The organism is Streptomyces sp. NPDC040545, from assembly GCF_055595065.1.
Genome location: NZ_JBVIWA010000006.1, coordinates 164,088 through 184,676, shown reverse-complemented (window position 1 = coordinate 184,676; position 20,589 = coordinate 164,088). Strand labels below are relative to the sequence as shown.

Here is a 20,589-nt window from a genome sequence, read left to right as displayed (position 1 = left end):
CCCCCTGCACGCCGGCGCGGTGGCCGACAACGCCGGCTCGATCCGGGTGCTGGAGAAGTGCGGGTTCACCGTCACCGGCCGCGCCCGCGACTTCGCCGAGGCCCGCGGCCACGAGGTGGACGTCGTCCTGCTCACCCTCGGCTGAGCGGGCGCCCGCCCGGGGGCTCCACCTCCAGGAAGCGGCGCCGGCGAGGTCCCCGGTACAGCAGACACACCCAGCCCAGCCGTTCCAGCACGGCCGCGCAGGCCGTCAGCCGCTCCTGCTCCTCACCGGCCGCGCCGCCACCCGCCGGGCCCAGCCAGGTCACCTCCGCCCGCCCGGGCTCCGCTCCGGGCGCCACGCGGTAGCCCGTCCGCGTACGCCGCCCCCGCGCGTCCAGCGCCGACGGCACGATCCCCGCCGCCTCCAGTGCGAGAGCCACCGCACGCGGCAGCTGACGCACCTCCCACGGCGCGGGAACCGCCGCGCCCGCCGGGCCGTTCACCAGACGGCGGATCTGCAGCAGCCCCTCGTACGCGGTGCGCAGCTCCGCCTGACGCCCGCCGGGGTCGGCCGCCGGGCCGTCGCCGGTCGCGGGCTCGAAGCCCTGCCCGGGTACCGCCATCACCCACCACCCGTCCCGCCCGTCTGAGTACCTCACACCCAACGGCCTGAGTATCCACCCCGATTCCCCGGCGGCCCGCCGCTGGTCGAATGGGGACATGACTTCAGACGCCCCGAGCGGCCGGGCCGCCCGCCCGCGCATGCAGCACGTGACCACCGCCGGCTCGGCCCTGGCCGTGGCCCTGGTCCCGCTCGTGGTCGGCGTCCTGTTCGCCAAGGCGATGGCCACCGACCCGATGACCCCGGTCAACGCCCTGATCGCGGGCGGCGGCCAGCGGGCCGCGCTGCCCCGGGGCGAGTGGAAGCGGCGCGGCCACACCACCGTGCGCCGGCTGCGCACGGTCCGGCGGTGCGCCCGCGCCTGCGGACGCCGCCCCTGAAGGAGCCAAGGCCCCCCAGGGGCGTGGCGGGGGTGTCAGGACGTGGCGGCCAGGGGCTCCTGGAGTTCGGTGACCCACTGGTCCGGGTCCTCCGGGCAGGCCAGGGTCAGCTCGCGCGCGTACCCGGCCGAGCGGTGCCCGTGCGCGTCGATCCACCGCGCCAGGGCCTGCGCCGTCGGCAGCACGCCGTCCATCGAGCCGCGGTGCACCACGGTCGCCGCCCGCTCCACCGCCGGCAGCGTGACGATCCTTACCTCACCCCCGAGGTCCTCGGCGCGGACCGAGGCCGCCACCGGCAGTCCGGCGTGGACGAGGACCGCCGGCGCGGAGCCCGTGCCGGGCGCGTCCTCGTAGTAGGCGGTACCGGGGCCGGCCGGGACGATGCCGGCCTCCTCGATCCGGCGGCACAGCTCCTCGTAGAGCGGCCCGATGACCGGGCCGATGTCCTGCGGTTCGTAACTCCCGGCCGTGCCGGTCAGCTCGGCGAGCCGGACGGGCGGAAGGCTCTTCACGACGATGTCGTCGGCAGGCATGGTTCCCTCGTTCTCGATGGTCCGGAGCCTCGCCTCGACCTGGACCAGCCGGGCCGCCGCGGCGGCCATGGCCGTCTCCAGCTCGGCCTGGCGCAGTCGCAGCATGCCGCGCAGCTCCTCCGGGCCCACCCGCTCGCCGAGGATCGTCCCCACCTGGTCGAGGGAGAAGCCGAGTTCCTTGAGCGCGATGATCCGGTTGAGGCGGGCGAGCTGCCCGGCCTCGTAGAAGCGGTAGCCGGTGAAGGGGTCGACACGTGCCGGGCGCAGCAGTCCGAGGGCGTCGTAGTGACGCAGCATGCGGACCGACACCCGCCCGTGCTTGGCGAAGTCTCCGATGGTGAACATGACGCTCTCCACTACAAGGTCTGACACAGGGGGAGGGTCAAGCGTCGCACCGGGGAGGGACGCGCCGGTCAGCGGCCGTACTGCCGCAGACACAGGTCGACGACGGACGGCGGTACCGCGCCCTCCGCGGCCGCGCACAGCTGGTCCAGGCGGGGCGGCGGGGCCGGCCGCCGCCGTGGATGGGCCGTCGCCGGTCCGGGCACCCGCTTGCGCCGGGGCGACGGCGCCGCCTGCGCGGCCCGCCCGCGCGAGGGCTGCGGCTCCGGGGCCGCCTTCGGGGCCGGCCTCGGAGCCGCGTCCGCGTCCGGATCGCGGGCAGCGTCCGGAGCGGGCGCGCCGGCCTCGGGCAGGGCACCCAGGGGCAGCGCCAGGGGCGTCGGGATCTCGGGCGCCTCGGCCGGCGGTACGGATCCCCGCACGGGAGCCGGAGCCTGATCCCGCGGCCCGACGGAGACACAGCCCGTGCTGGCGAGGAGCACGACGAGGGAGAGGGGCACGGCCCGGCGTAACTGCATCCGACCACCTTGCCGTACGGCCGGGCCGGCCGGGTTCTCCTCTCACGCGTGCGGGTGACACCGGCCCGGCGGGAATGGCCGGGGCGTGTGGGAAATTGGAACGGCAGTACGGGTGAAGGGGGAGGCGCGACCCCCGGTTCCCCGTGCCGTCGTCTCCTGCCCGCCGATCGTCCGTACGGAGTACCGATCCATGACCTCAGCTGCCGCGCCCGGCAACGATCCCGCGCCGCCCCCCCCGCATCCGGCCCGCTCCGGGGGCCCGAGTCCATAGCCGTACCGGGAGCCGGTCCCGTACCGGGGAGCGGTGCCGCGCCGTGGAAGGGCTGGGCGGCCGTCTGCGCCGTCTCCCTCGGCATCTTCTGCCTGATCACCTCCGAGCTGCTGCCCGTCGGGCTGCTCACCCCCGTCGGGGCCGCCCTCGGCGTGTCCGACGGGACCGCAGGCCTGATGGTCACCGCGCCCGGGCTCGTCGCCGGATTCTGCGCGCCCCTGGTCACCGTCGGCGCCAGCCGGCTCGACCGGCGGCTCGTGCTGTGCGTGCTCATCGCCCTGATGGTCGCCGCCAACCTCACCGCCGCCCTCGCCCCGAACTTCGCCGTCGTACTGGCGGCCCGCCTGCTCGTCGGCGTCAGCGTCGGCGGATTCTGGGCCATCGCCGGCGGACTCGCCGTACGTCTCGTCCCCGAGCGCCAGGTCGGCCGGGCCACCGCGCTCGTCTTCGGCGGTGTCCCCACCGCCTCCGTGCTCGGCGTCCCCGCCGGCACCCTGCTCGGTGAACTCGGCGGCTGGCGCACCGCCTTCGCGGCGGTCGGCGCCCTCGGCCTCGTCACGCTGACCGCCCTGCTCGTGCTGCTGCCCCCGCTGCCCGCGACCCGGCACATCACCTTTCCCGAACTCCCCGCCGTGCTCCGGGAGAACCGCGCCGTGCGGGCCGGGGTCATCGTCACCTTCCTCGTGGTGACAGGGCAGTTCGCCGCCTACACGTTCGTACGGCCGATCCTGCGCGAGGTTTCCGGCGTCGACGCCGCTTACATCAGCACCCTGCTGCTCGGCTACGGCGTCGCCGGCGTCGCCGGGAACTTCCTGGCCGGGGCTCGTGACCCGTACCGGACCCTGCTCGTGGTCAGCTCCTCCCTCACCGCCATCCTCGCGCTGATCGCGGTCCTGCCGGGACCGGCCGTCGGCACCGCGCTGCTGCTGGCCTGGGGACTCGCGTACGGAGGGGTCTCGGTGAGCGTGCAGGGCTGGATGATCAAGGCGGCCCCGGAAGCGCCCGAGTCCGCCTCCTCGCTGATGGTGGCCATGTTCAACTTCGCCATAGCGGCGGGCGCCCTCTGCGGCGGTCTCGCGGTCGACGGCATCTCCGTACCCGCCGCGCCGCTCGGCGGGGCCGCCCTGATGCTCGCGGCAGCCGCCACGGTGTGGGTCACGGCGATCCGCCGCACCTCCCGCACCCTGGGCTGACGGCGGGGCGCGGCGGGAGCGGCCCTGCCCGACAGATCGGATGGACGGGGGCGGATCGGACACCCGGCTTGACCTCGCCCCCGCCGGAGGGCAAGAGTGCGCCGATCAAGAATCACAGCTTGAGCCGCACTTCGGAGACACGCCAGATGCCCATATCCGTTCGCCCGTCGATCGACCCGGCCGAAACCGGCGGCTCTCCGGCGCGCCACGCTCACCGTGCACCCGGCGCACTCGGCGCTCCCGCTGCCGCCGGCGCGGCCCCGGCTCCCGCCGCCCGGCGGCACGGAGCCTGACGGACCGGGTGGGGGCCGGCACCGCACCGCCGCGCCGGCCCCCGTCCCCGCCGGGAGACCACCATGCGCCAGGACCCTGATGAGAGCGGGACCGTCCCCGACGACCACCTGCTCGTACGCCCCTACGTCGCCCCCTCGGGCCCACCGCCCCGGTCGACCGCGCCCGCCTGGCCGCAGACCGGCCCCCTCGCCTTTCCCGGCCCGGCGCACGTCCAGGAACCCGGCGCTCCCGCCGCCGTTCCCGCTCCGGTCTCCGCTCCCGTCCCGGCCGCCGGCCGCGCCGTCCACGCTCACCGCAGCCGGCTTCCGTTCGCCGTCCTGACCCTGCTGGCGCTCGCCGCGGTGGGCGCCCTGGTGCTCCTGCTGGGCGGCCCCGACCCGCAGCCGTCCCGGGCCGGGGCGCCCGCCGAGCTGTCCGTACCGATGCTCCCGGGGCGCAGCCCGGGCTCCGTCGCCGAGACCAACACCCCCGGGCCGACCCCGTCCGTACCGCCCCCCTCCGCCTCTGCCTCCGCCTCGCCCTCTCCCTCCCGGGAGCCGGGCGCGTCCGCGAGCCAGGGCCCGAAACCGCCGTCCTCGCCCAGCGCTTCGCTCCCGACCCCGCCGAGCTCGTCCCGGACGCTGCGGATGGGCGACAGCGGCCCCGAGGTGCGCGCCCTGCAGGAGCTGCTCCGCGGGCAGGGCTTCACCTACGTCTCCGTCACCGGGGTCTACGACAACCAGACCAAGCGCGGCGTCGGCCAGCTGCAGCGCGACCGCTCCCTCAAGGGCGACCCGCCGGGCGTCTACGGCCCGGCCACCCAGGCGGCGATGGGCTGACCGCTGGCCGCGGACCGCGCGGATCAGCGGCCGCCGGAGACCCGCAGCACGGTGCCCGTCGTGTACGAGGCGTCCGTGGAGAGCAGCCAGGCGATCGCCCCGGCGATCTCGTCGGGCCGGCCGGGCCGGCCGAGCGGGATCCCGGCCGCGGCCTTCGCCGGACGGTCGGGATCGCCCATCGCCGCGTGCATGTCGGTCTCGATGATGCCCGGCGCCACGGCGTTGACCCGGATCCCGTCCGGGCCGAGCTCCTTGGCGAGCCCCACGGTGAGCGCGTCGACGGCCGCCTTGGTCGCCGCGTAGTGCACGTACTCCCCGGGGCTGCCAAGGGTGGCGGCGGTGGAGGAGACGTTCACGATCGCCCCGCCGTCGGCCTCCGTCATGTCCCGGGCGGCCCGGCGGCAGCACAGCAGGTACCCGAGGAGGTTCACCTCCACGACCCGCCGCAGGTCCTCGGTGCGGGCATCGGTGAGCCGGCCCAGCGGGCCGGTCACCCCGGCGTTGTTCACCAGCCCCGTCACCCTGCCGAGTTCGGCGCCGGCGATGTCGAAGAGCCGCTCGACGGCGCACTCTTCGGAGATGTCACCGCGCACGGTCACACAGCGGGCCCCGGCGGCCCGTACCCGCTCGGCCACGGCCTCGGCGGCCGCCGCGTCGCGGGTGTAACCGAGCGCCAGATCATGCCCGTCGGCGGCCAGCCGCAGACAGGTCGCCGCACCGATGCCCCTGCTGCCACCCGTGACGACGGTGACCGGACGAGCTGACATGGGAGCCTCCTGTGGGACATGGAACGCGGAACCTGGAACACAGAACGGGGCAGGGAAGGGCTCCGGGGCGCCCGGGGCGGGACGGAGCGGGCAGGCTAACACCGTGATATTCGCTGGACCAGCGGAAATGGCCGGAAGCAGAGTGTTCGTCACCGACGCGCCGCACCACCGGGCGTCGTCCGTGTCCCTGACCACTGTTGGAGCCGTCCCATGTCGACCCTGCGCGTCACCGCCGAAGAACTGACCGTCCACGAGCATCCGAACGCCGATGCGCTGGAACTGGCCCAGGTGGGCCTCTACCGCGCCGTGATCGCCAAGGGCGCGTACCGCACGGGCGAGTTCGCGGTCTACATCCCCGAACAGGCCGTGCTGCCGGCGGATCTGATCGAGGAGCTCGGCCTCACCGGGCGGCTCGCCGGCGGCTCCGCCGACCGGGTCAAGGCGGTCCGGCTCCGCGGTGAACTCTCGCAAGGGCTGGTGTGCAGGCCGCGCGCGCTCGCCGACGTGGACCTGGCCCGGGCGGCCGAGGAGGGGACGGACTTCGCCGAGCTGCTCGGCATCACCAAATGGGCCCCGCCCATACCCACGACCATGAGCGGTGACGTCGAAGCCGCCGCCGACCTGATGCCGTGGGTCGACATCGAGAACCTCCAGCGCTACCCGCACATCTTCGAGCCCGGCGAGCCGGTCGTCCTGACCGAGAAACTGCACGGCACCGCCTGCCTGTTCACGTACGTGGTCGCGGGCGAGCGGTCCTTCGTCTCCTCCAAGGGATTCGGCTCGAAAGGGCTGGCGCTCAAGGAGGACGAGCGCAACCTCTACTGGCGGGCCGTGCACGGGCACGGCGTGGCGGCCGTCGCGGCGGCCCTGGCCGACCGCCTCGGCGCGACCCGGGTCGGGATCTTCGGCGAGGTGTACGGGAAGGGCGTCCAGGACCTCTCGTACGGGACCGACGTACGCACCGCCGACACGCCGCCCGGATACGCCGTCTTCGACGTCTCCGCCGAGATCGACGGACAGACGCGCTGGCTGGACCCGGCCGCCGTATTGACGGTCGGTGAGCTTCCGCTGGTACCGCGGCTGTACGAGGGTCCGTACGACCTCGAGAAGGTGCTGGAGCTGGCGAGCGGCCGCGAGACCGTCTCCGGGAAGGCCGCGCACCTGCGCGAGGGCGTCGTCATCCGGCCGTCGGCGGAACGGTACAGCCCGGTCGTCGGCGGCCGCGCCATCGCCAAGGCGGTCAGCCCGGCGTACCTGACCCGCAAGGGCGGCACCGAGTACGAGTGAGCCCCCCCCCGCGCGCCCTGCCGGCCGCGCCGCGCCGCGCCCGCCCCGCTTCGTGGGGCGGGCGCTTCGTGCATGGTGGGATGGTCCGGGGGCGGGTTCCACCAGCACACGGAGAGGTCGGGTACATGTCCCAGTCGGGCGGCAGCAGCCAGGTGACCATGCAGGCGATGGCGTACGAGGCGTACGGCGGGACGGAGGTGCTCTCCGAGACCCGGCTGCCGATGCCCAAGGTCGGACCGGGTGAGGTCCTCGTCAGGGTCAAGTGCGCCGCCGTGAACCCCGTCGACTGGAAGATCATGGCGGGCGGGCTGGACCCCCTGATGGACGTCGTCTTCCCGGTGGTCCCCGGCTGGGACGTCTCCGGCACCGTCGAGCGGGTCGGCATCGACACCCCCGAATACGCCGAGGGCGACGAGGTCATCGCGTACGCCCGCAAGGACTACGTGCACGGCGGGACCTTCGCCGAGTTCGTCACCGTGCCCGTACGCGCCCTCGCGCACAAGCCCGCCTCGCTCGACTGGGCCGAGGCCGCCGGACTCCCGCTCGCCGGGCTCACCGCCTACCAGCTCCTCACCCGCCTCGGCACCGGCAAGGACGACACCGTCCTCATCCACGGCGCGGCGGGCGGGGTCGGCTCCTTCGGCGTGCAGATCGCCCGCACACTGGGCGCCCGGGTCATCGGCACCGCCTCCCCGCGCAACCACGGCCGGGTACGCGAACTCGGCGCCGAACCCGTCGAGTACGGGGACGGACTCGCCGCGCGGGTACGGGCCCTCGTACCCGACGGACCCACGGTCGTCGCGGACTTCGTCGGCGGCGTCGGCGCCGTCACCCGGGAGGTGCTCCACGACGACGGCCGGCACGCCTCCATCGCCGACCCCAGTGTGCTCGGGGCGGGCGGCGAGTGGATGTGGGTCCGCCCGGTCGGCAGCGATCTGGCCGAACTGGGCCGGCTCGCCGACAGCGGAAAGCTGAAGGTGCCGGTAGCCAGGACCTTCCCGCTGGGCGAGCTGGCGGCCGCCTTCGAGCTGAGCCAGGGCGGGCACACGGCAGGAAAGATCATCATCGAGATCTGACCCCCGTGGCGCACGCCGCCCGACACCTCACCCTTCACCCCTCTCCGCTCACTCCTCACACCAGGTCCGGCACCTCGCCGCCGGCCGCCCAGGAGACCTCGACCCCCGGCAGGCCCGTCCGCCAGGGGCCGGCCAGGGCGGCCAGGCGCGCAGCGTCCGGGGGAGCGGCACCGAGGCCGATCGCGTAGCGGGCCAGGGCCGGGCCCGACGCGAAGGGGCGGGGCCAGGCGTGCGCGTCCGTGACACCGGCCTCCTCCAGCGCGCCGAGCAGGGCCCGCAGCCGCCCCCGCACCCGGCCCAGGGTCTCCTCGAACTCCCCCTCGGAGGCGGCCGTTACGGTCACCACCGCCCAGGCGGCGTGCCGACGGTGCAGCGGCGGCGGCCCCGGGGCCCACCCGAGGTCCGCGGGGCCGGACTCCAGCAGCTCCCAGGCCGCGTACAACTCCTGGACCAGCAGGTCGCGCAGGCCCGGCCCGACCTGGGCCGTGCAACTGCGCACCGGTTCCGAGGGGGTGAGGACCGTGACCGCAGCCGGCCCCTCCTCCGCCCCGTCCGGGCCCGCCGCCGACAGCGCGACGGGCACACGCCAGTCCCAGGCGGCCCACCTGCCGAAGAACTCGCGCAGCAGGGCATCGGGCGCCAGCGCCCCTGCCTCCTCCACCGTGCGCGCCGCGAGAACCGACCAGGCCAGCCCGGGCAGCCCGCCGAACGGCGCCGAGTCCAGCCCCCGGGCCCGGGCCCACGCCTTCACCTGCCGCGCCAGTCCGGCGAAAGCGGCATGCCGCTCCGCCCCCACCCGTTCCCGTACGGCGTCGGCGTCGCTGACCGCGCTCAGCGCGAGCGCGGCCGCCTCGCCCAGCTCCGCCCGCCGTGCCACCGCGTACGCCGGATCCAGTGCGCCGGTGGCCACCGTGACCAGATCCACCGACAGCCCGCCGACGCGGAAGCGCAGCCCCGGCACCCGAGCCCCGGTCACCTCGCGCAGCCGCCCCGCCTCGGGCAGCGCCGCCGCCACCCGGTCCCGTACGAGAGCCACATCGGCCGCACCCGGCAGCACAGCCACCAGGTCCAGGTCCGACCCCGGAAGCGCACAGCCCATGCGGCGCGACCCGGCCAGATGCACCTGCGCGTCGCCGAGGGCGGCCCGGACGCGCGCGGTGACCGACTCGGCGTCCTCCTCCCGGGTCGCTGGCCCGGTCCGGTCCGCCCTTTCTGCCTCCGGCTCCGTCGACGGCTCCCAGCGGACCTCGCCCGTCCCCAGCGTCACCGTCGCCCGGACCCGCATCGGTCCGTCCCCGCGCCGCGAGAGCACGGCCAGTTCCCCGACCCGCGCGGCCAGCGGGCCGCCGAGCCGCGCCGCGAAGGACGCGACCGCGCGCTGCGGGTCCTGGCTGCGCCCCAGCGTCAGATGCGGCGTGTAGCCGTGGTGGTCACCCGTACGCCCCCGGCAGCCCGGGAACCGCTCCGCCAGCGCGCGCCGGAGCTCCTGCCACGGCGCCTCTCCGGCCGCCGCCGGGTCCAGCCAGACGGTGGCGTCCTCACGGTGCCCGAAGCTGTGCACACCCTCCAGCCGGACGGCGAACGGCCCCGTCGCGGCGGCCACCTCGGCCAGGAGCGGCACCGCCTCGGCGAAGGAGGACTCCGGCACGAAGCCGAAGAGCAGGTTCACGTGCGCGGGCCAGCGCCCGGCCTGCGGGTCGAGCTCGCGGCGCAGCTCCCGTACCACCTCCGGCAGGGGCGGCGCAAGCCATGCCACCGCCGTCCGCGCCGTCGCCGGTACGCCGAGGCGTGCGGGCGCGCCGCCCCGTTCCCCGAACTCCACCGTCGCCTCCACACCGAAGTGGTCGGAGATGAACAGCCCCTCCGGGGCCGGTGAGTCGCCGCGCAGCGCGGCCCGGGCCACCCGCGCCGTCGTGGACCGCAGCAGGATCCGGTCCAGCCGGGCCGACCGGCCCGACAGGGAGCCCACCGCGGCCAGCGGGTTGGCCACCGGGTCGAAGGTCGGTGTGTCGTCCGCCGCCCCGTGCACGTCGCTCCAGGCGTCCCGCATGCCGAGCGCGGCCGCGGGACCTTCGACGCCGTGGCGGCCGTCGTTGAAGTCGCCCAGCAGTGCCACCCCGGCCTCGATGCCGCCCAGTCCCTCGGCGAGCCGGGTCAGTTCGGCGACCCGCCGGACGGCGCCGTTCTCGGTGTGGTCGCTGGTCAGGTGGGTGTTCGCGACGACCAGGGGGCCGGCCGCGGTGTCCACCGTGACGGCGGTGACCGCCTTGTGCGGGCGGAGCAGGTGCATCCCCGCCTCGCGCACCGGAAGCCGGCTGAGCACCAGCAGCCCGCACTCGGCGACGTCCCGGCCGCCCGGATCCGTACCGAGGGTGTACGAGTCCCGCACCCACGGCGCCGCCAGCAGCATGCCGAGCAGCTCGGGCTCGACCTCCTGCAGCGCGATGACATCGGCGTCGGCGGCCGCGAGATCGGCGAGCAGCAGCGGCCTGCGCCGGGCGGTGGAGATGCGCGGGGCGTCGTACCGGTCCCAGAGCGTGTTCCAGGTCAGCAGCCGCACCGAGGGCAGGGCGGCGGCCGTCCCGCCACCGGGCACCGGCTCGGCGGGCCGCCAGGCGCCGCCGCCCGCCGGGTCCCACGCGTGCGGGGTCCGGGCGGTGAAGAACGGGGCCCGCAGCAGCCGCGGATCGCGGACCCGGCCCGCCTGGGTGACATCGATGCGGTCCACGCCCGTGGCGCGGTCCCACACCAGCTCACCGTCGGCCTCGACGAACAGCACCCGGTGCCAGGGGATGTCGCCGCCGGGCACGAAGGAGGGCAGCGGGACCCGCTTCGGTGCGGCCCCGCGCTGGAGCAGTCCGATCACGAACCGCGCCGGATCGAACCGGGAGTCCCAGCGGACCTGGTGGTAGAGCTCCTCGCTGGTACGCATCAGTTACTGTCCCCGTCCCGGTCCGTGTGCCTGTCCCCGTCGGCCGTCCGCGGGTCCGGCCGTGAGGCCGCCCGCCGTGTCCTCGACGACCCCGGCCGCACCGACGTACCACGTCCGGTGCGCCTGGCCGGCGTACGGCGGGCTGAACCGGCGCACCTGCGAGGTGAGCACCTGCGGCGGCACCGGATGCGGGCGCACACCGTTGCGCCGTACCAGCTCCGCCTCCTCCACCAGCACCACGGCGTGGGTGACCAGCGCGTCGCGGCGCCGTGCGACCGAGCCCGCCAGGCCGCGCTGCTGGTCGGTGAGCGAGGTGGCGTCCCACACCACCGTCCCGCCGCGGGCCAGGGCTGCGTCCAGCCGGTCCAGGCCCTCGCTCAAGACCTCGGCGTTGGCCCCCTGGTCCGCACGGGAACCCCTGGCCGTGCGCAGATCGTCAAGACTGATGTACGCGTCCACACCGGGCAGTTCGCGGCCGAAGGTGCTCTTCCCGCTGCCCGAGGGCCCGCACAGCTGCACCAGCCGGGGAAACGTTCCCTCATGCCACTGCCACGTCGCCGCCACGGCTTCCTCCACCGCGGAACCCGAGATCCTGCCCTGCGCGAACGCCTGCCGGGCCTGTGCCCAGCAGCGGTCCGCGGCCTCCGAGCCCAGCCCGGCGAGCGCCTCGCCCAGCCCGGCCCGCAGCGCCTCCAGCGGATCCTGGCCGAGCAGCCCGGCCTCCTCGGCGCACAGCGCGGACCACTCCGCGCACTCCCGCGCCGCCGGCCCGTCCGCCAGCGCCCCGGCGAGTGCGTGCAGCACGCCGAGATCGGCCGCCGCGGCCATCCGGACCAGGCCGGCCCGCCGGTCCTCGTCCGGGAACGGCCGCTGCAGGTACGGGTACAGCCCCACCAGGTCGGCGACCCGCCGCGCGAGCCCCATCCCGCCAGGGCCCGCCGCGATCCGCGCCGCGATCCGGGCCCGCGGCTCGCGGCGGAGCACGGCAGCCAGGACACCGGCCAGCCGGTCCTCACCGGTCCGCCCCGCCCCGTCGACCCGCGCCGCGACCTCGGCGACCTGGTCCGCGTCGGCGGCTGCGGTGGTGCCGGTGGCGTCGGTCCCGCTCATCCCGAGGGCGGCGGACAGCCCGGGCACATCCGCCTCGGCCCCCGAGCGCACCGCCCACAACGGGGCCGCCGGTCCGAGCCCGTTCGGCACGACCTGCGCGAACATCCAGTGCGTACTCGTCTGTACATGGCCGCCCCGCACCCACTTGGCCACGCACCGGCCGAAGTCCTCGCGTGCGAAACCGGCCGCGGTCCGTACGACGTACCCTTCCTGGCGCGCCGTGTCGAGCTTCAGCTTGCGCAGCGCGCGCTCGTCGAAAACGCCCCGCCACAGCACGCGCGGGGTAGGCACGCCCAGGCCACGCAGGAACCGTACGGTCCGGTCCCAGTCCAGGCAGTGCTCCCCGTCCCACACCGAGAACCCGTAGAACCAGCTGTCCAGGTCCTCGTACGGGATCGAATGCCGGGCGTAGAGGTTCTCCCCGCACACCCGCCACCCGGCCGGGATCCCTGGGCCGATGCGGCCCTGGAGGCCCTTGACCCACGCCCGCGAGGGATGGTGCGCCGAGTCGAGCGAGCGCGCGTGCAGGCCGTCCGCGTACAGGGTGGTGTTCTCCCCGTCGAGCTTCTCCGTGACCACGACCTCGCGCCCGGCCAACCCCGCCAGTCCGACGGCCCGGACATCGTCCGCCGCCGCCCCGGGGGACCAGGGGAGGTGCGGCGTACGGGGATAGTGGATGCGCATGATCCGCTCCTGCTCGACATCGGGTGCCCCGTCACTGTAGGTAACCCGACCGGAGGCATCCACCCGATAACTCCTTCCGTACGCCTTCCGCCTGGGGGAGGGCGGTACGGGGCCCGGTCGGGCCCGGTCGGATGGACCGGTCCCCGGGGGCCGCGCGGCCGTCAGCCCGAGACCCGCACCGTCGCGGGCACCGGCACCGGCACCGGCACCGGCACCGCGGCGGCCAGTTGGCCCGCCGCCGCGAAGTGCAGCCGCTCCAGCCGGGCCGCGTACGGCCAGCCGGCCGCCCGGTAGAAGCACAGGTCGCTCGGGATCGGCACGGCCCGCAGGTCGGCGGCGTGCGTCCCGTCCGGCAGCTCGGTGGCCGCCGCGAGCAGCGGGTCCGCGGAACCGGCCCACTCGCCGACCGGGGCGGGCCGCGGCCACGGCTCCCCGGTGTTGGGGAACAGCCACCGGGTGTCCCGGGCCATCCGCGCGGCGAAGTCGGGGCCCGCCGCGGCCCGCCTGGCCAGCCGGGCGAGGGTCAGCAGCAGGTCCGGAAGGGATTCGGCGACCAGGGCCAGCTCCGGGTACTCCCGCAGGCTCTCGCCGTCGCCGGGCACGGACACGACGTACCCCCACCGGCCGGTCGCCGCGTCGATACGGACCTGCGCGAGGGCGTGCCGGCGCCCGTGGCCGATCCGGGCGAGCGGCCAGTACGAACCGTCGCCGCCCAGCATGCGGTGCAGTTCGGGGTCCACCGCGTGCTCGGGCGCCCCGGGCAGCAGCCGCAGCGCCGGAAGCCCCGCGATCGCCACCCCGCCGATCTCCCGGAGCACGGTCCGGACCTCCTCGGGGACCGGGACCGCCCAGCCGTCCATGACGGAGTCGGCGCAGCCCGCGTCGAGCACGACGAAGCCGGGGCAGCCGTCGGCCAGTTCCCGCAGCTCGGCCACGGCACGCCGGGCGGCATCGGCCGGTACGCGGTGGCGGCGCACGGCCCGGCCGAGGAAGTCCCCGCTGACCACGCTGCGCAGCAGGAGGGCCCGGCCCTCACCGACGATCTGGAACTGGACCTCGCTGCTTCCGGTGTCGGCCGTGTTGTGGAAGGTGGAGAAGTACGGTTCCCAGTCCACGGCGCACGGATAGCCCGGCAGGCGGTGCAGGTCGACGAGATCGGTGAGCGGGTCACCGCGTCCGACGAGCGCGGCGAGCTCGCGGTCGAGCCCCTCGCCCCCCTCACCCCCATCTCCCGCGTCTCCCTCGGCGAGTTCGACGGTGGAGGTGGCCGGTACGGAGAACTTGCCCCTCGGCCGGTCCATCACCCCGTCTGCGAACCGTTCGGCGAACCCGGCGAGCCAGGCGGTGAAGTCCGGTGCCTCGACGGTGACATCGGGGTCGGACCCCCACGGGTTGACGGCCACGACGGGCCCCCAGCCGGCGGCCCCGACCCCCACGATCAGCGAGCCCTCGCCGAAGTCCGTCTCACCCAGGGTCCAGCAGCCGTCCGCGAACACCTCACGGCCGCGCGGCCCGAAGCGGTACTCGTGGTCCTCGGTCTCCAGGCCGCCGATCTCCCGCAGCACGCCCCGCACCTCCTCGGGCACCGCCACGGCCCAGCCGTCCAACTCCGCGTCCGTGAACCCCTCGAACAGCTCCAGCTCGTCCGGCCGCTCCCGCGCCAGCTCCTTCAGCGCCCGTACGGCATCCACCGCCGACGGCCCCGCGTCGTACATGCTCTTGGCTCCCCGTGTCGTCCGTTCCGCAGCTCCGAGGGTATCTCCGCGGCCCGCCCGGACATGACCCGAGCTCGGAGAACGAGGACCGTGCGGACGGCCGGCCCGGATGCCCCCGGGGCGCTCGCCGCTTTCACTGGCAGAGGGCGACGATGGACGGGTGCACGGTGCCCTTGGCCGCCTCGCACAGGGAGGCCATGTCGTACGAATCCTGCGGCGCCGGCCGGGGCTCGGCCGCCGCCGGCGGCCGCTTGCGGGGCTTCGCCGGGGCCGCGGGCTTCGCCCGCTCGGCGGGCCGCCGGGGGCGCGGGGGCTTCGCGTCGGCCCGGCGCGGGCGACGCGGCCGCTCGGCGGCGGCCGGTACCGGTGCCGGCGCCGGCCCGGCCTCCGGGACCGTGTGCGGAGCGTGCGGGGCGGCCGGGGCGTGCGGGGCGGCCGGGGCGTGCGGGGCGGGTTCGGGCGAGGTCGGGAGCGGGCTCAACGGCAGCGCGAGGGGCGTCGGTTGCCGGTCCTGCGTACGGGCCGCAGCGCCGGGTGCCTGACGCGGGGCGTCCGGCGGTGCCGCGGGATGCACCGTCACGCACCCGGTGGCCGTCACGAGCGCGGCGAGGGTCATGGGCAGGGCGAGGCGCAGCTGCATCCGCCCAGCCTGCCGTACCGGCGCCGCGCCGGCCGAACCCGTCACACGGACGGGTGACGGTGCGCGCTCAGGCCCGGCCGTGCCCCCGTGCGGCCAGCCGGAGCAGGTGTTCCACCGGGCCCCGGCGCAGCGGGCTCTCGGCCCAGATCCGCTGCCAGGCCCAGGTCAGGACCAGGGCCGTGCCGCTGAAGGCCAGCCAGGCGGACCAGGACGCGGCGCCGTGCGCCGGACCGGCCAGCACCAGCGCGTGGACGACGTACGCGCTCAGCGCCATCGCCCCGAGCAGCGTGAGCGGCCGAAGCAGCCGCACGCCCACCCCGTGCCGCGCGGCGAGCGCGCACAGGCCGATGAGGGCGCAGCCCACGCCCGCGTTGCCCAGGGTCTCCAGCGGGGTCTGGCTGTAGGGATCGGCCACCAGCAGCCAGTCCCAGGAGGTGCTGGGCACGGCTCCGTACTGACCCCGCAGCACCTCCCGGACGGGATCGGCGGCGGCCAGGGCCTCCGGATGGTGCACGGCGATCGCCTCCAGCAACCGCTGCCGGGCGCCGAACACATGGCTCGCGAGCCACGCGGAGCCGTATCCGCCGAAGGCGGCCACCGTGCCCCCCACCGCCATCCGCCTGGCCACCGGCCGCTCCCGCACGTCGCATAGCCGGGCGAGTGCCATCCCGGCCAGCACGTACGGGAAGTAGGTGGCCAGCGGATACGCCCCGGTGAGCAGCAGCTCCAGCAGCATCGCGCCCAGCCCGGACCAACTGGCCAGATCGGCGGCCTCGGGGACCAGCCCGCGCCCGGACGCCTCGTACCCGAACACCGGGCCCAGCACGAACGACAGCAGCGGGCCCGCCACCACCGAGACGCCCGCCCCGGCGGTGAGCACCGGGGTGGACAGCCGCGCGAAGGGCTCGGCAGCCAGGAAGTACACGGCGAAGAAGGCCAGGATGACCAGGATCCCGGGCCAGAGCGAGGCCAGCCACACGCCGAGTACGGCCAGCAGCGCGCAGCGGATCAGCAGGGGTCGCCAGCGGTGCGCCCAGCCCTGCGGGCGCTGCGCCGGGTCCAGCCCGCGCTGGGCGAGGACCAGGGAGAAACCGGCGAGCAGGGTGAAGAGGGCCGGGGCGCGCCCGTCGGCCGCGACGAGGAGGTAACCGGCGCCCTCCGGCTCGGGGCTCGGCCCCACGTGCACGGCGAACATGCCGAGGACGGCCAGTCCGCGTACGGCGTCGACCCCCGCCAGCCGGCCGCCGGACCCTCCGGCGATTCCCGTCACGGTCCACCTCCTGCCGGGTTCCGCCGGGGTGCCGGTGCCCGAGGGGGAGGCGCGTCGCATGTGTGGGTCTCTCCTGGGGCCGGGCGGTCCGGTCGGTCCGTGCGGTCGGGGCGTGGAGTTTGGTCGGACCGGCGGCTTTCACGCCGCCAGTCCGCATCCGGAACGTACCAGGGAGTACATAACCAAGTAATAAGGAGGTATAGGGGTGGCAAAGACGCGGGGGTGTCGACGCGGGGCCGGCGGGTCGCCGGGGGGCGGCCGGATCGCCGTAACCCGGGAGCCGCGACCGCTGTTGCACAGGCCGGCAGGTCCACCCACGGTGAACGGAGTCCGATGCCGCAGCTGACCGACCAGAGCGCGACCGGCGAACACGAGCGCGAGCGGACGGGGACCTGGATGACCCCGGCGGAGTACGGGGCCTCGCGGGCCGCCGTCTGGACCGCGGCCGTCGTCCTCGTCACCGACACCCGCGGCCGGATCCTCGTCCAGAGCGTCGACTACCGAGCCGACCGGCTGCTCCCCGGCGGGGCCGTGGACGCCGGCGAGGCACCGTCCGCGGCGGCCGCCCGCGAGCTGCGCGAGGAGCTCGGCGTCGACGGCCGCTACCCGCGCGGGCTCGCCGTGGACTGGATCCCGGCCGACACCCCCGGCTTCCCGCCCGAGATGCGCTTCCCCGGCGAGATCCTGCACGTCTACGACGGCGGCACCTGGAGCCCCGACCGGATCGAGTCCGTCCGCCTCCCCGCCCAGGAGATCACCGGCATCCACTTCGCCGAACCGGCCGACCTGCCCGCCCTGATGGACCCCGGCGACGCCCGCCGCGCACTGTCCGCCCTGCGCGCCCGCGTCAACGGCTCCGGTACCGCCCTGCTGGAGGACGGCCGCCCCACCGCACCGACCGCCCTCGACCGGCTCGGGGTCCTGCGCACCCGGCGGATCCCGCAGCACGGTGCCTGGCACCCGGGCCCGGTCCCGGAGCAGCTGCCCGTACGGGACCTGTCGGCCTGGCTGTTCGCCCCCGACGGCCGGGTCCTGCTGCTGATCTCCCGGGCCACCGGCGCCGCCCACCTCCCGCCCCCGGCGGCCGCAGCCACCGAGGACGCCGTCCCGCTCGGCTACCGGCACGGCGAGCAGGGCGCCCACGCCCGCATCACGGCCCGCCTCACCGGCCTCCCCCCGGGCGCGGACCCGGAGTACGCCCACCTGCTGGCCACGCCCGAACAGGTCCGCGAACTGAGCGACTGGGGGCGGGCCGGCGACGACGAACTCGCGGCGGTCCGCGCCGCCCGCATCCGTCTCGGCCTCCCCGTCCCCGCCCGCACCCCACCCACGGAACTCCCCGGGGAGGCCGCGCTCCGCTGACCTGTCGGTGGCGTCTCCTACCGTCGACGGCATGGGATTCACCAGCGCCTGGTCCATCAGCTGCCACGAGGACTCCGTGATCGCGGACCTCGCACCGCGGACGGCGGCGGCCTTGGAGGCCGACCGCACCTGCCCGCGGGCCCGCCGCCGCTGGGCGGCCTGGCAGCGTGCCCCGCTCCCCGACCACCGCACCTGGTGGACCGGCACCCCGGCCGAGGACGAGGCGATCCGCTCCTTCCAGGACCTGACGCGCCCCGGCCGCCACGTCGACGACCTGTGCGCGTTCGCGTTCGTGGACGACATCTGGGAGCGGCAGCCGGACCAGGAGCTGATGTTCGTGTCGGTGCAGCGCAAGGCGTACCCGGTCAGCGCGCTGTTCCACGCCATCGGCCCCGGGCGGGCGGCCCTGCTCCCCGGCTGGTGCGGGAACTTCGTGCTGAGCGCCGCCGAGGTGCGCAGGGCGCTGCCCGCGGTGGAGCGGGCGCTCGGATTGACTCCCGGGGAGCGGGAGCGGGTGCAGCGGCAGATCTGGCTGGACACCGAGCTCCGCGAGAGCGTCCTGGACGGCCCGCTGCGTGCCTGGCGGGCCGCGGCGCGGGGCGGCCTCGGGCTGTGCGGGCTCGCCTTCCATGTGGAGTGACCGCGGCCCGGGGCGGCGGGGGCCGGAGTACGGCTCCGCCCCGCGGCCACCGCCATGATCGGGAAATCCGGCGTCCTCGGTCCTCGGTCCCGCAGCATGGGGCCATGAGCGACAGCGCGATCACCTACACCCTGTACATCCAGGCCGACCCCGCCAGGGTCTGGCAGGCCCTCACCGAGCCCGCCTTCACCCGCCGGTACTGGGGCCTGAGCTTCGAGACCGACTGGGCGGTGGGCTCGCCGATGGACTGGGTCGAGCGCGGGGCCCGTACCAGTGACCCCGAACAGGTGGTCCTCGGCTGCGTCCCCGACCGCCTGCTCTCCTACACCTGGCACACCTTCACCCCGCAGTGGGCGGCCTCGGTCGGGATCGGCGAGGAACTGCGGGCCGAACTGGCGAAGGAGCGCCGTACGAAGGTGACGTACGAGATCGAGCCCGTCGGCGACACCCTCGCCCGGCTGACCATCCTGCACGAGGACTTCGAACCCGGCGGAACGCTGATCGGCATGTGCGCACGGGCCTGGCCGATGCTCGCGTCCAGCCTCAAGACCCTGCTGGAGACCGGGGCCCCGCTGCCGGAGGCGGACCAGGAGGCGGGCGACGTCTGAGGCGTCGCGCGGAGAGCCGGTACGCGTCCGTGTCCGCGCCCCCGGCCGCCCCGAACGGCCCGGCTCTCCGCCGTTCCCCCGGCCCGACCGGCCTGCCCCGCACCGCACCTGAGATCATGTGTACAGACCACGAATCAGGAGCGCAGACATGCCACTGGAGCACCACCGCGTCGTCGTCACCGCCGCCGGACGCGACTTCGGGCGCACCCTCGCCCTCCGTTTCGCGAGCAGGGGCGCCGAGGTCCACCTCTCCGCCCGCACCCTCGAAGCCGCCGAGCGCGTCCGCGAGGAGATCCGCGCCCAGGGCCACGACGCGGACCGTGTCCACGCCTACGCCTGCGACCTCACCGATCCCGCGTCCGTAGGGGAGTTCGCCGCCGCGGTCGCGGCCCGCTCCGACCACATAGACGTGCTCGTCAACAACGGCGCCCGCTACCAGCACGGCACGGACCTGCTGTCCGCCTCCGACGAGGACGTGACCGACACCCTCGCCTCCGGCGCCACCGGCACCGTCCTGGCCACCAAGGCCTTCCTCCCGCTGCTCCTGAAGTCGGCCGAGCCCGACATCGTCACCATGGTCTCCAGCTGCGGGGAGACCGGCCACCACCGGTCCGACGCCCACGCGGCCTTCTACGCCGCCAAGAGCGCCCAGGCCGGTTTCACCGAGATCCTCTCCCGCAGGCTGCGCGACCAGGGCGTCCGCGTCATCTCCCTCTACCCGCCCGACTTCGACAACCACGACCCGCTGTCGGAGTCCTGGGAGGGCGCGCCGCGCACGGCGAAGGACCCGCTCACCTCGCAGTCGCTGGTGGACTGCATCTTCTTCGCGATCGGCCAGCCCCGCGACTGTTTCATCAAGTCCTTCCACTTCGAGCAGGTCTGACGGTCATGGGACGGACACTGACGGAGATCCTGGACGCGGCGGCCGAGGGACGGTTCCCGCCACCTGACGGCCGCACGACCGTGGTCCCGCAGGAACACCGGCGTGACGCGGGCGTCATCGCCTTCACCGCGCACTCCGTGGTGTTCACCGATGAGGACCCGGACTGGGTCCACACCACCCTCGCCGCACTCGACTGCGACGCGCTGGCCGCGACCATGAACCCCCGGTTCCTGGCCGCCCTGCTCGACCGCACGGGACGCGGCACCGACACGATCGACCTGCTCACCGTCGCCGGCCCACTGCCCGGCGCACCGGCACTGGAGCTCGTGGAGAGGACCGACCCCGACCACCCCCGCGTCCGCAGGGCCCTGCGCCGCCGTGACGAGGTACGGGTCTGGTCGGCGGCCGGGGGAGTCCTCGTCCTCGGCCGCGGCGTCGCGGGCCGCTGGGAGGCGGCGGTCGAGGTCGACGAGGACGTGCGCCACCGCGGACTGGGCCGGGAACTGGCCCGCGCCGCCCGCCACCTCGTCCCCGACGGGCAGCCGGTCTGGTCCCAGCAGGCCACCGGCAACGCGCGCAGCATCCGGGCCTTCCAGGCCGCGGGCTACCGACCGGTCGGTGCAGAGGCCCTGATGCTGGCCCCGCACCGCTGAACAGGCCCT

General features: G+C 75.4%; 20 protein-coding genes. 11 read left to right on the top strand and 9 right to left on the bottom strand.

Features of this window, described 5'->3' with window-relative positions; genetic code table 11:
* The first annotated feature begins 19 nt into the window (after positions 1–19).
* Positions 20–145, top strand: coding sequence for a GNAT family N-acetyltransferase (locus tag ACZ573_RS15025; protein WP_471303711.1), 126 nt, complete (start codon positions 20–22; stop codon positions 143–145).
* Here ACZ573_RS15025 and ACZ573_RS15020 read toward each other — a convergent pair.
* Positions 132–605, bottom strand: coding sequence for a hypothetical protein (locus ACZ573_RS15020; RefSeq protein ID WP_471303708.1), 474 nt, complete (start codon positions 603–605; stop codon positions 132–134). The genes ACZ573_RS15025 and ACZ573_RS15020 overlap by 14 nt on opposite strands.
* Positions 606–702: 97 nt before the next feature.
* Between ACZ573_RS15020 and ACZ573_RS15015 the strand changes: the two genes are divergently transcribed.
* On the top strand, positions 703–984 hold the full coding sequence (locus tag ACZ573_RS15015; protein WP_471303706.1) for a hypothetical protein: 282 nt from the start codon (positions 703–705) through the stop codon (positions 982–984).
* Between the two features lie 35 nt (positions 985–1,019).
* On the opposite strand, the gene ACZ573_RS15010 is transcribed toward ACZ573_RS15015, so the two are convergent.
* Both ACZ573_RS15010 and ACZ573_RS15005 read right to left on the bottom strand, forming a co-directional pair.
* On the bottom strand, positions 1,020–1,862 hold the full coding sequence (locus tag ACZ573_RS15010) for a MerR family transcriptional regulator (RefSeq protein ID WP_471304104.1): 843 nt from the start codon (positions 1,860–1,862) through the stop codon (positions 1,020–1,022).
* 68 nt (positions 1,863–1,930) lie between these two features.
* Entirely contained in the window at positions 1,931–2,377 is a 447-nt protein-coding gene (locus ACZ573_RS15005; protein WP_471303705.1) for a hypothetical protein, read from the bottom strand.
* An 87-nt stretch (positions 2,378–2,464) separates the two neighbouring features.
* Between ACZ573_RS15005 and ACZ573_RS15000 the strand changes: the two genes are divergently transcribed.
* Together ACZ573_RS15000 and ACZ573_RS14995 are read left to right on the top strand one after the other, a co-directional pair.
* Positions 2,465–3,841: an MFS transporter gene (locus ACZ573_RS15000; RefSeq protein WP_471303703.1), complete on the top strand. Its 1,377-nt coding sequence runs from the start codon at positions 2,465–2,467 to the stop codon at positions 3,839–3,841.
* A 356-nt stretch (positions 3,842–4,197) separates the two neighbouring features.
* A complete protein-coding gene (locus ACZ573_RS14995) occupies positions 4,198–4,953 on the top strand; it encodes a peptidoglycan-binding domain-containing protein (protein WP_471303701.1) in 756 nt (251 codons plus the stop codon).
* Positions 4,954–4,976: 23 nt separating this feature from the next.
* Here the strand turns inward: ACZ573_RS14995 and ACZ573_RS14990 are convergent, their stop codons facing one another.
* A complete protein-coding gene (locus ACZ573_RS14990; protein WP_471303699.1) occupies positions 4,977–5,720 on the bottom strand; it encodes an SDR family NAD(P)-dependent oxidoreductase in 744 nt (247 codons plus the stop codon).
* A gap of 210 nt (positions 5,721–5,930) precedes the next feature.
* Between ACZ573_RS14990 and ACZ573_RS14985 the strand changes: the two genes are divergently transcribed.
* Both ACZ573_RS14985 and ACZ573_RS14980 read left to right on the top strand, forming a co-directional pair.
* A complete protein-coding gene (locus ACZ573_RS14985; protein ID WP_471303697.1) occupies positions 5,931–7,007 on the top strand; it encodes an RNA ligase (ATP) in 1,077 nt (358 codons plus the stop codon).
* Between the two features lie 158 nt (positions 7,008–7,165).
* Positions 7,166–8,083 carry an NADP-dependent oxidoreductase gene (locus ACZ573_RS14980; RefSeq protein ID WP_471304102.1) on the top strand — a complete coding sequence of 306 codons (918 nt, stop codon included), beginning with the start codon at positions 7,166–7,168 and terminating at the stop codon, positions 8,081–8,083.
* A gap of 55 nt (positions 8,084–8,138) precedes the next feature.
* On the opposite strand, the gene ACZ573_RS14975 is transcribed toward ACZ573_RS14980, so the two are convergent.
* The 5 genes from ACZ573_RS14975 to ACZ573_RS14955 all read right to left on the bottom strand — a co-directional run bounded on the left by ACZ573_RS14975 (position 8,139) and on the right by ACZ573_RS14955 (position 16,434).
* Complete coding sequence (locus ACZ573_RS14975) at positions 8,139–11,015, bottom strand: poly(A) polymerase (protein WP_471303694.1); 2,877 nt, start codon at positions 11,013–11,015, stop codon at positions 8,139–8,141.
* 3 nt (positions 11,016–11,018) lie between these two features.
* Entirely contained in the window at positions 11,019–12,809 is a 1,791-nt protein-coding gene (locus ACZ573_RS14970; RefSeq protein WP_471303692.1) for an RNA ligase family protein, read from the bottom strand.
* 161 nt (positions 12,810–12,970) lie between these two features.
* Complete coding sequence (locus tag ACZ573_RS14965) at positions 12,971–14,524, bottom strand: hypothetical protein (RefSeq protein WP_471303691.1); 1,554 nt, start codon at positions 14,522–14,524, stop codon at positions 12,971–12,973.
* A gap of 133 nt (positions 14,525–14,657) precedes the next feature.
* On the bottom strand, positions 14,658–15,164 hold the full coding sequence (locus ACZ573_RS14960) for a hypothetical protein (protein WP_471303688.1): 507 nt from the start codon (positions 15,162–15,164) through the stop codon (positions 14,658–14,660).
* Positions 15,165–15,231: 67 nt separating this feature from the next.
* Positions 15,232–16,434 (bottom strand): DUF418 domain-containing protein, encoded by a 1,203-nt coding sequence (locus tag ACZ573_RS14955; protein ID WP_471303687.1) that lies wholly within the window; start codon positions 16,432–16,434, stop codon positions 15,232–15,234.
* A gap of 333 nt (positions 16,435–16,767) precedes the next feature.
* Here ACZ573_RS14955 and ACZ573_RS14950 point away from each other — a divergent pair, with 333 nt between their 5' ends.
* From ACZ573_RS14950 to ACZ573_RS14930, 5 genes are all read left to right on the top strand, one after another.
* On the top strand, positions 16,768–17,796 hold the full coding sequence (locus tag ACZ573_RS14950) for an NUDIX domain-containing protein (RefSeq protein ID WP_471303685.1): 1,029 nt from the start codon (positions 16,768–16,770) through the stop codon (positions 17,794–17,796).
* Between the two features lie 31 nt (positions 17,797–17,827).
* Positions 17,828–18,436, top strand: a complete 609-nt coding sequence (locus ACZ573_RS14945; protein WP_471303683.1) for a hypothetical protein — start codon at positions 17,828–17,830, stop codon at positions 18,434–18,436.
* Between the two features lie 104 nt (positions 18,437–18,540).
* Complete coding sequence (locus ACZ573_RS14940; RefSeq protein WP_471303681.1) at positions 18,541–19,044, top strand: SRPBCC family protein; 504 nt, start codon at positions 18,541–18,543, stop codon at positions 19,042–19,044.
* Positions 19,045–19,192: 148 nt separating this feature from the next.
* Entirely contained in the window at positions 19,193–19,927 is a 735-nt protein-coding gene (locus ACZ573_RS14935) for an SDR family oxidoreductase (RefSeq protein ID WP_471303677.1), read from the top strand.
* Positions 19,928–19,932: 5 nt separating this feature from the next.
* A complete protein-coding gene (locus ACZ573_RS14930) occupies positions 19,933–20,580 on the top strand; it encodes a GNAT family N-acetyltransferase (RefSeq protein ID WP_471303675.1) in 648 nt (215 codons plus the stop codon).
* Positions 20,581–20,589 lie beyond the last annotated feature (9 nt).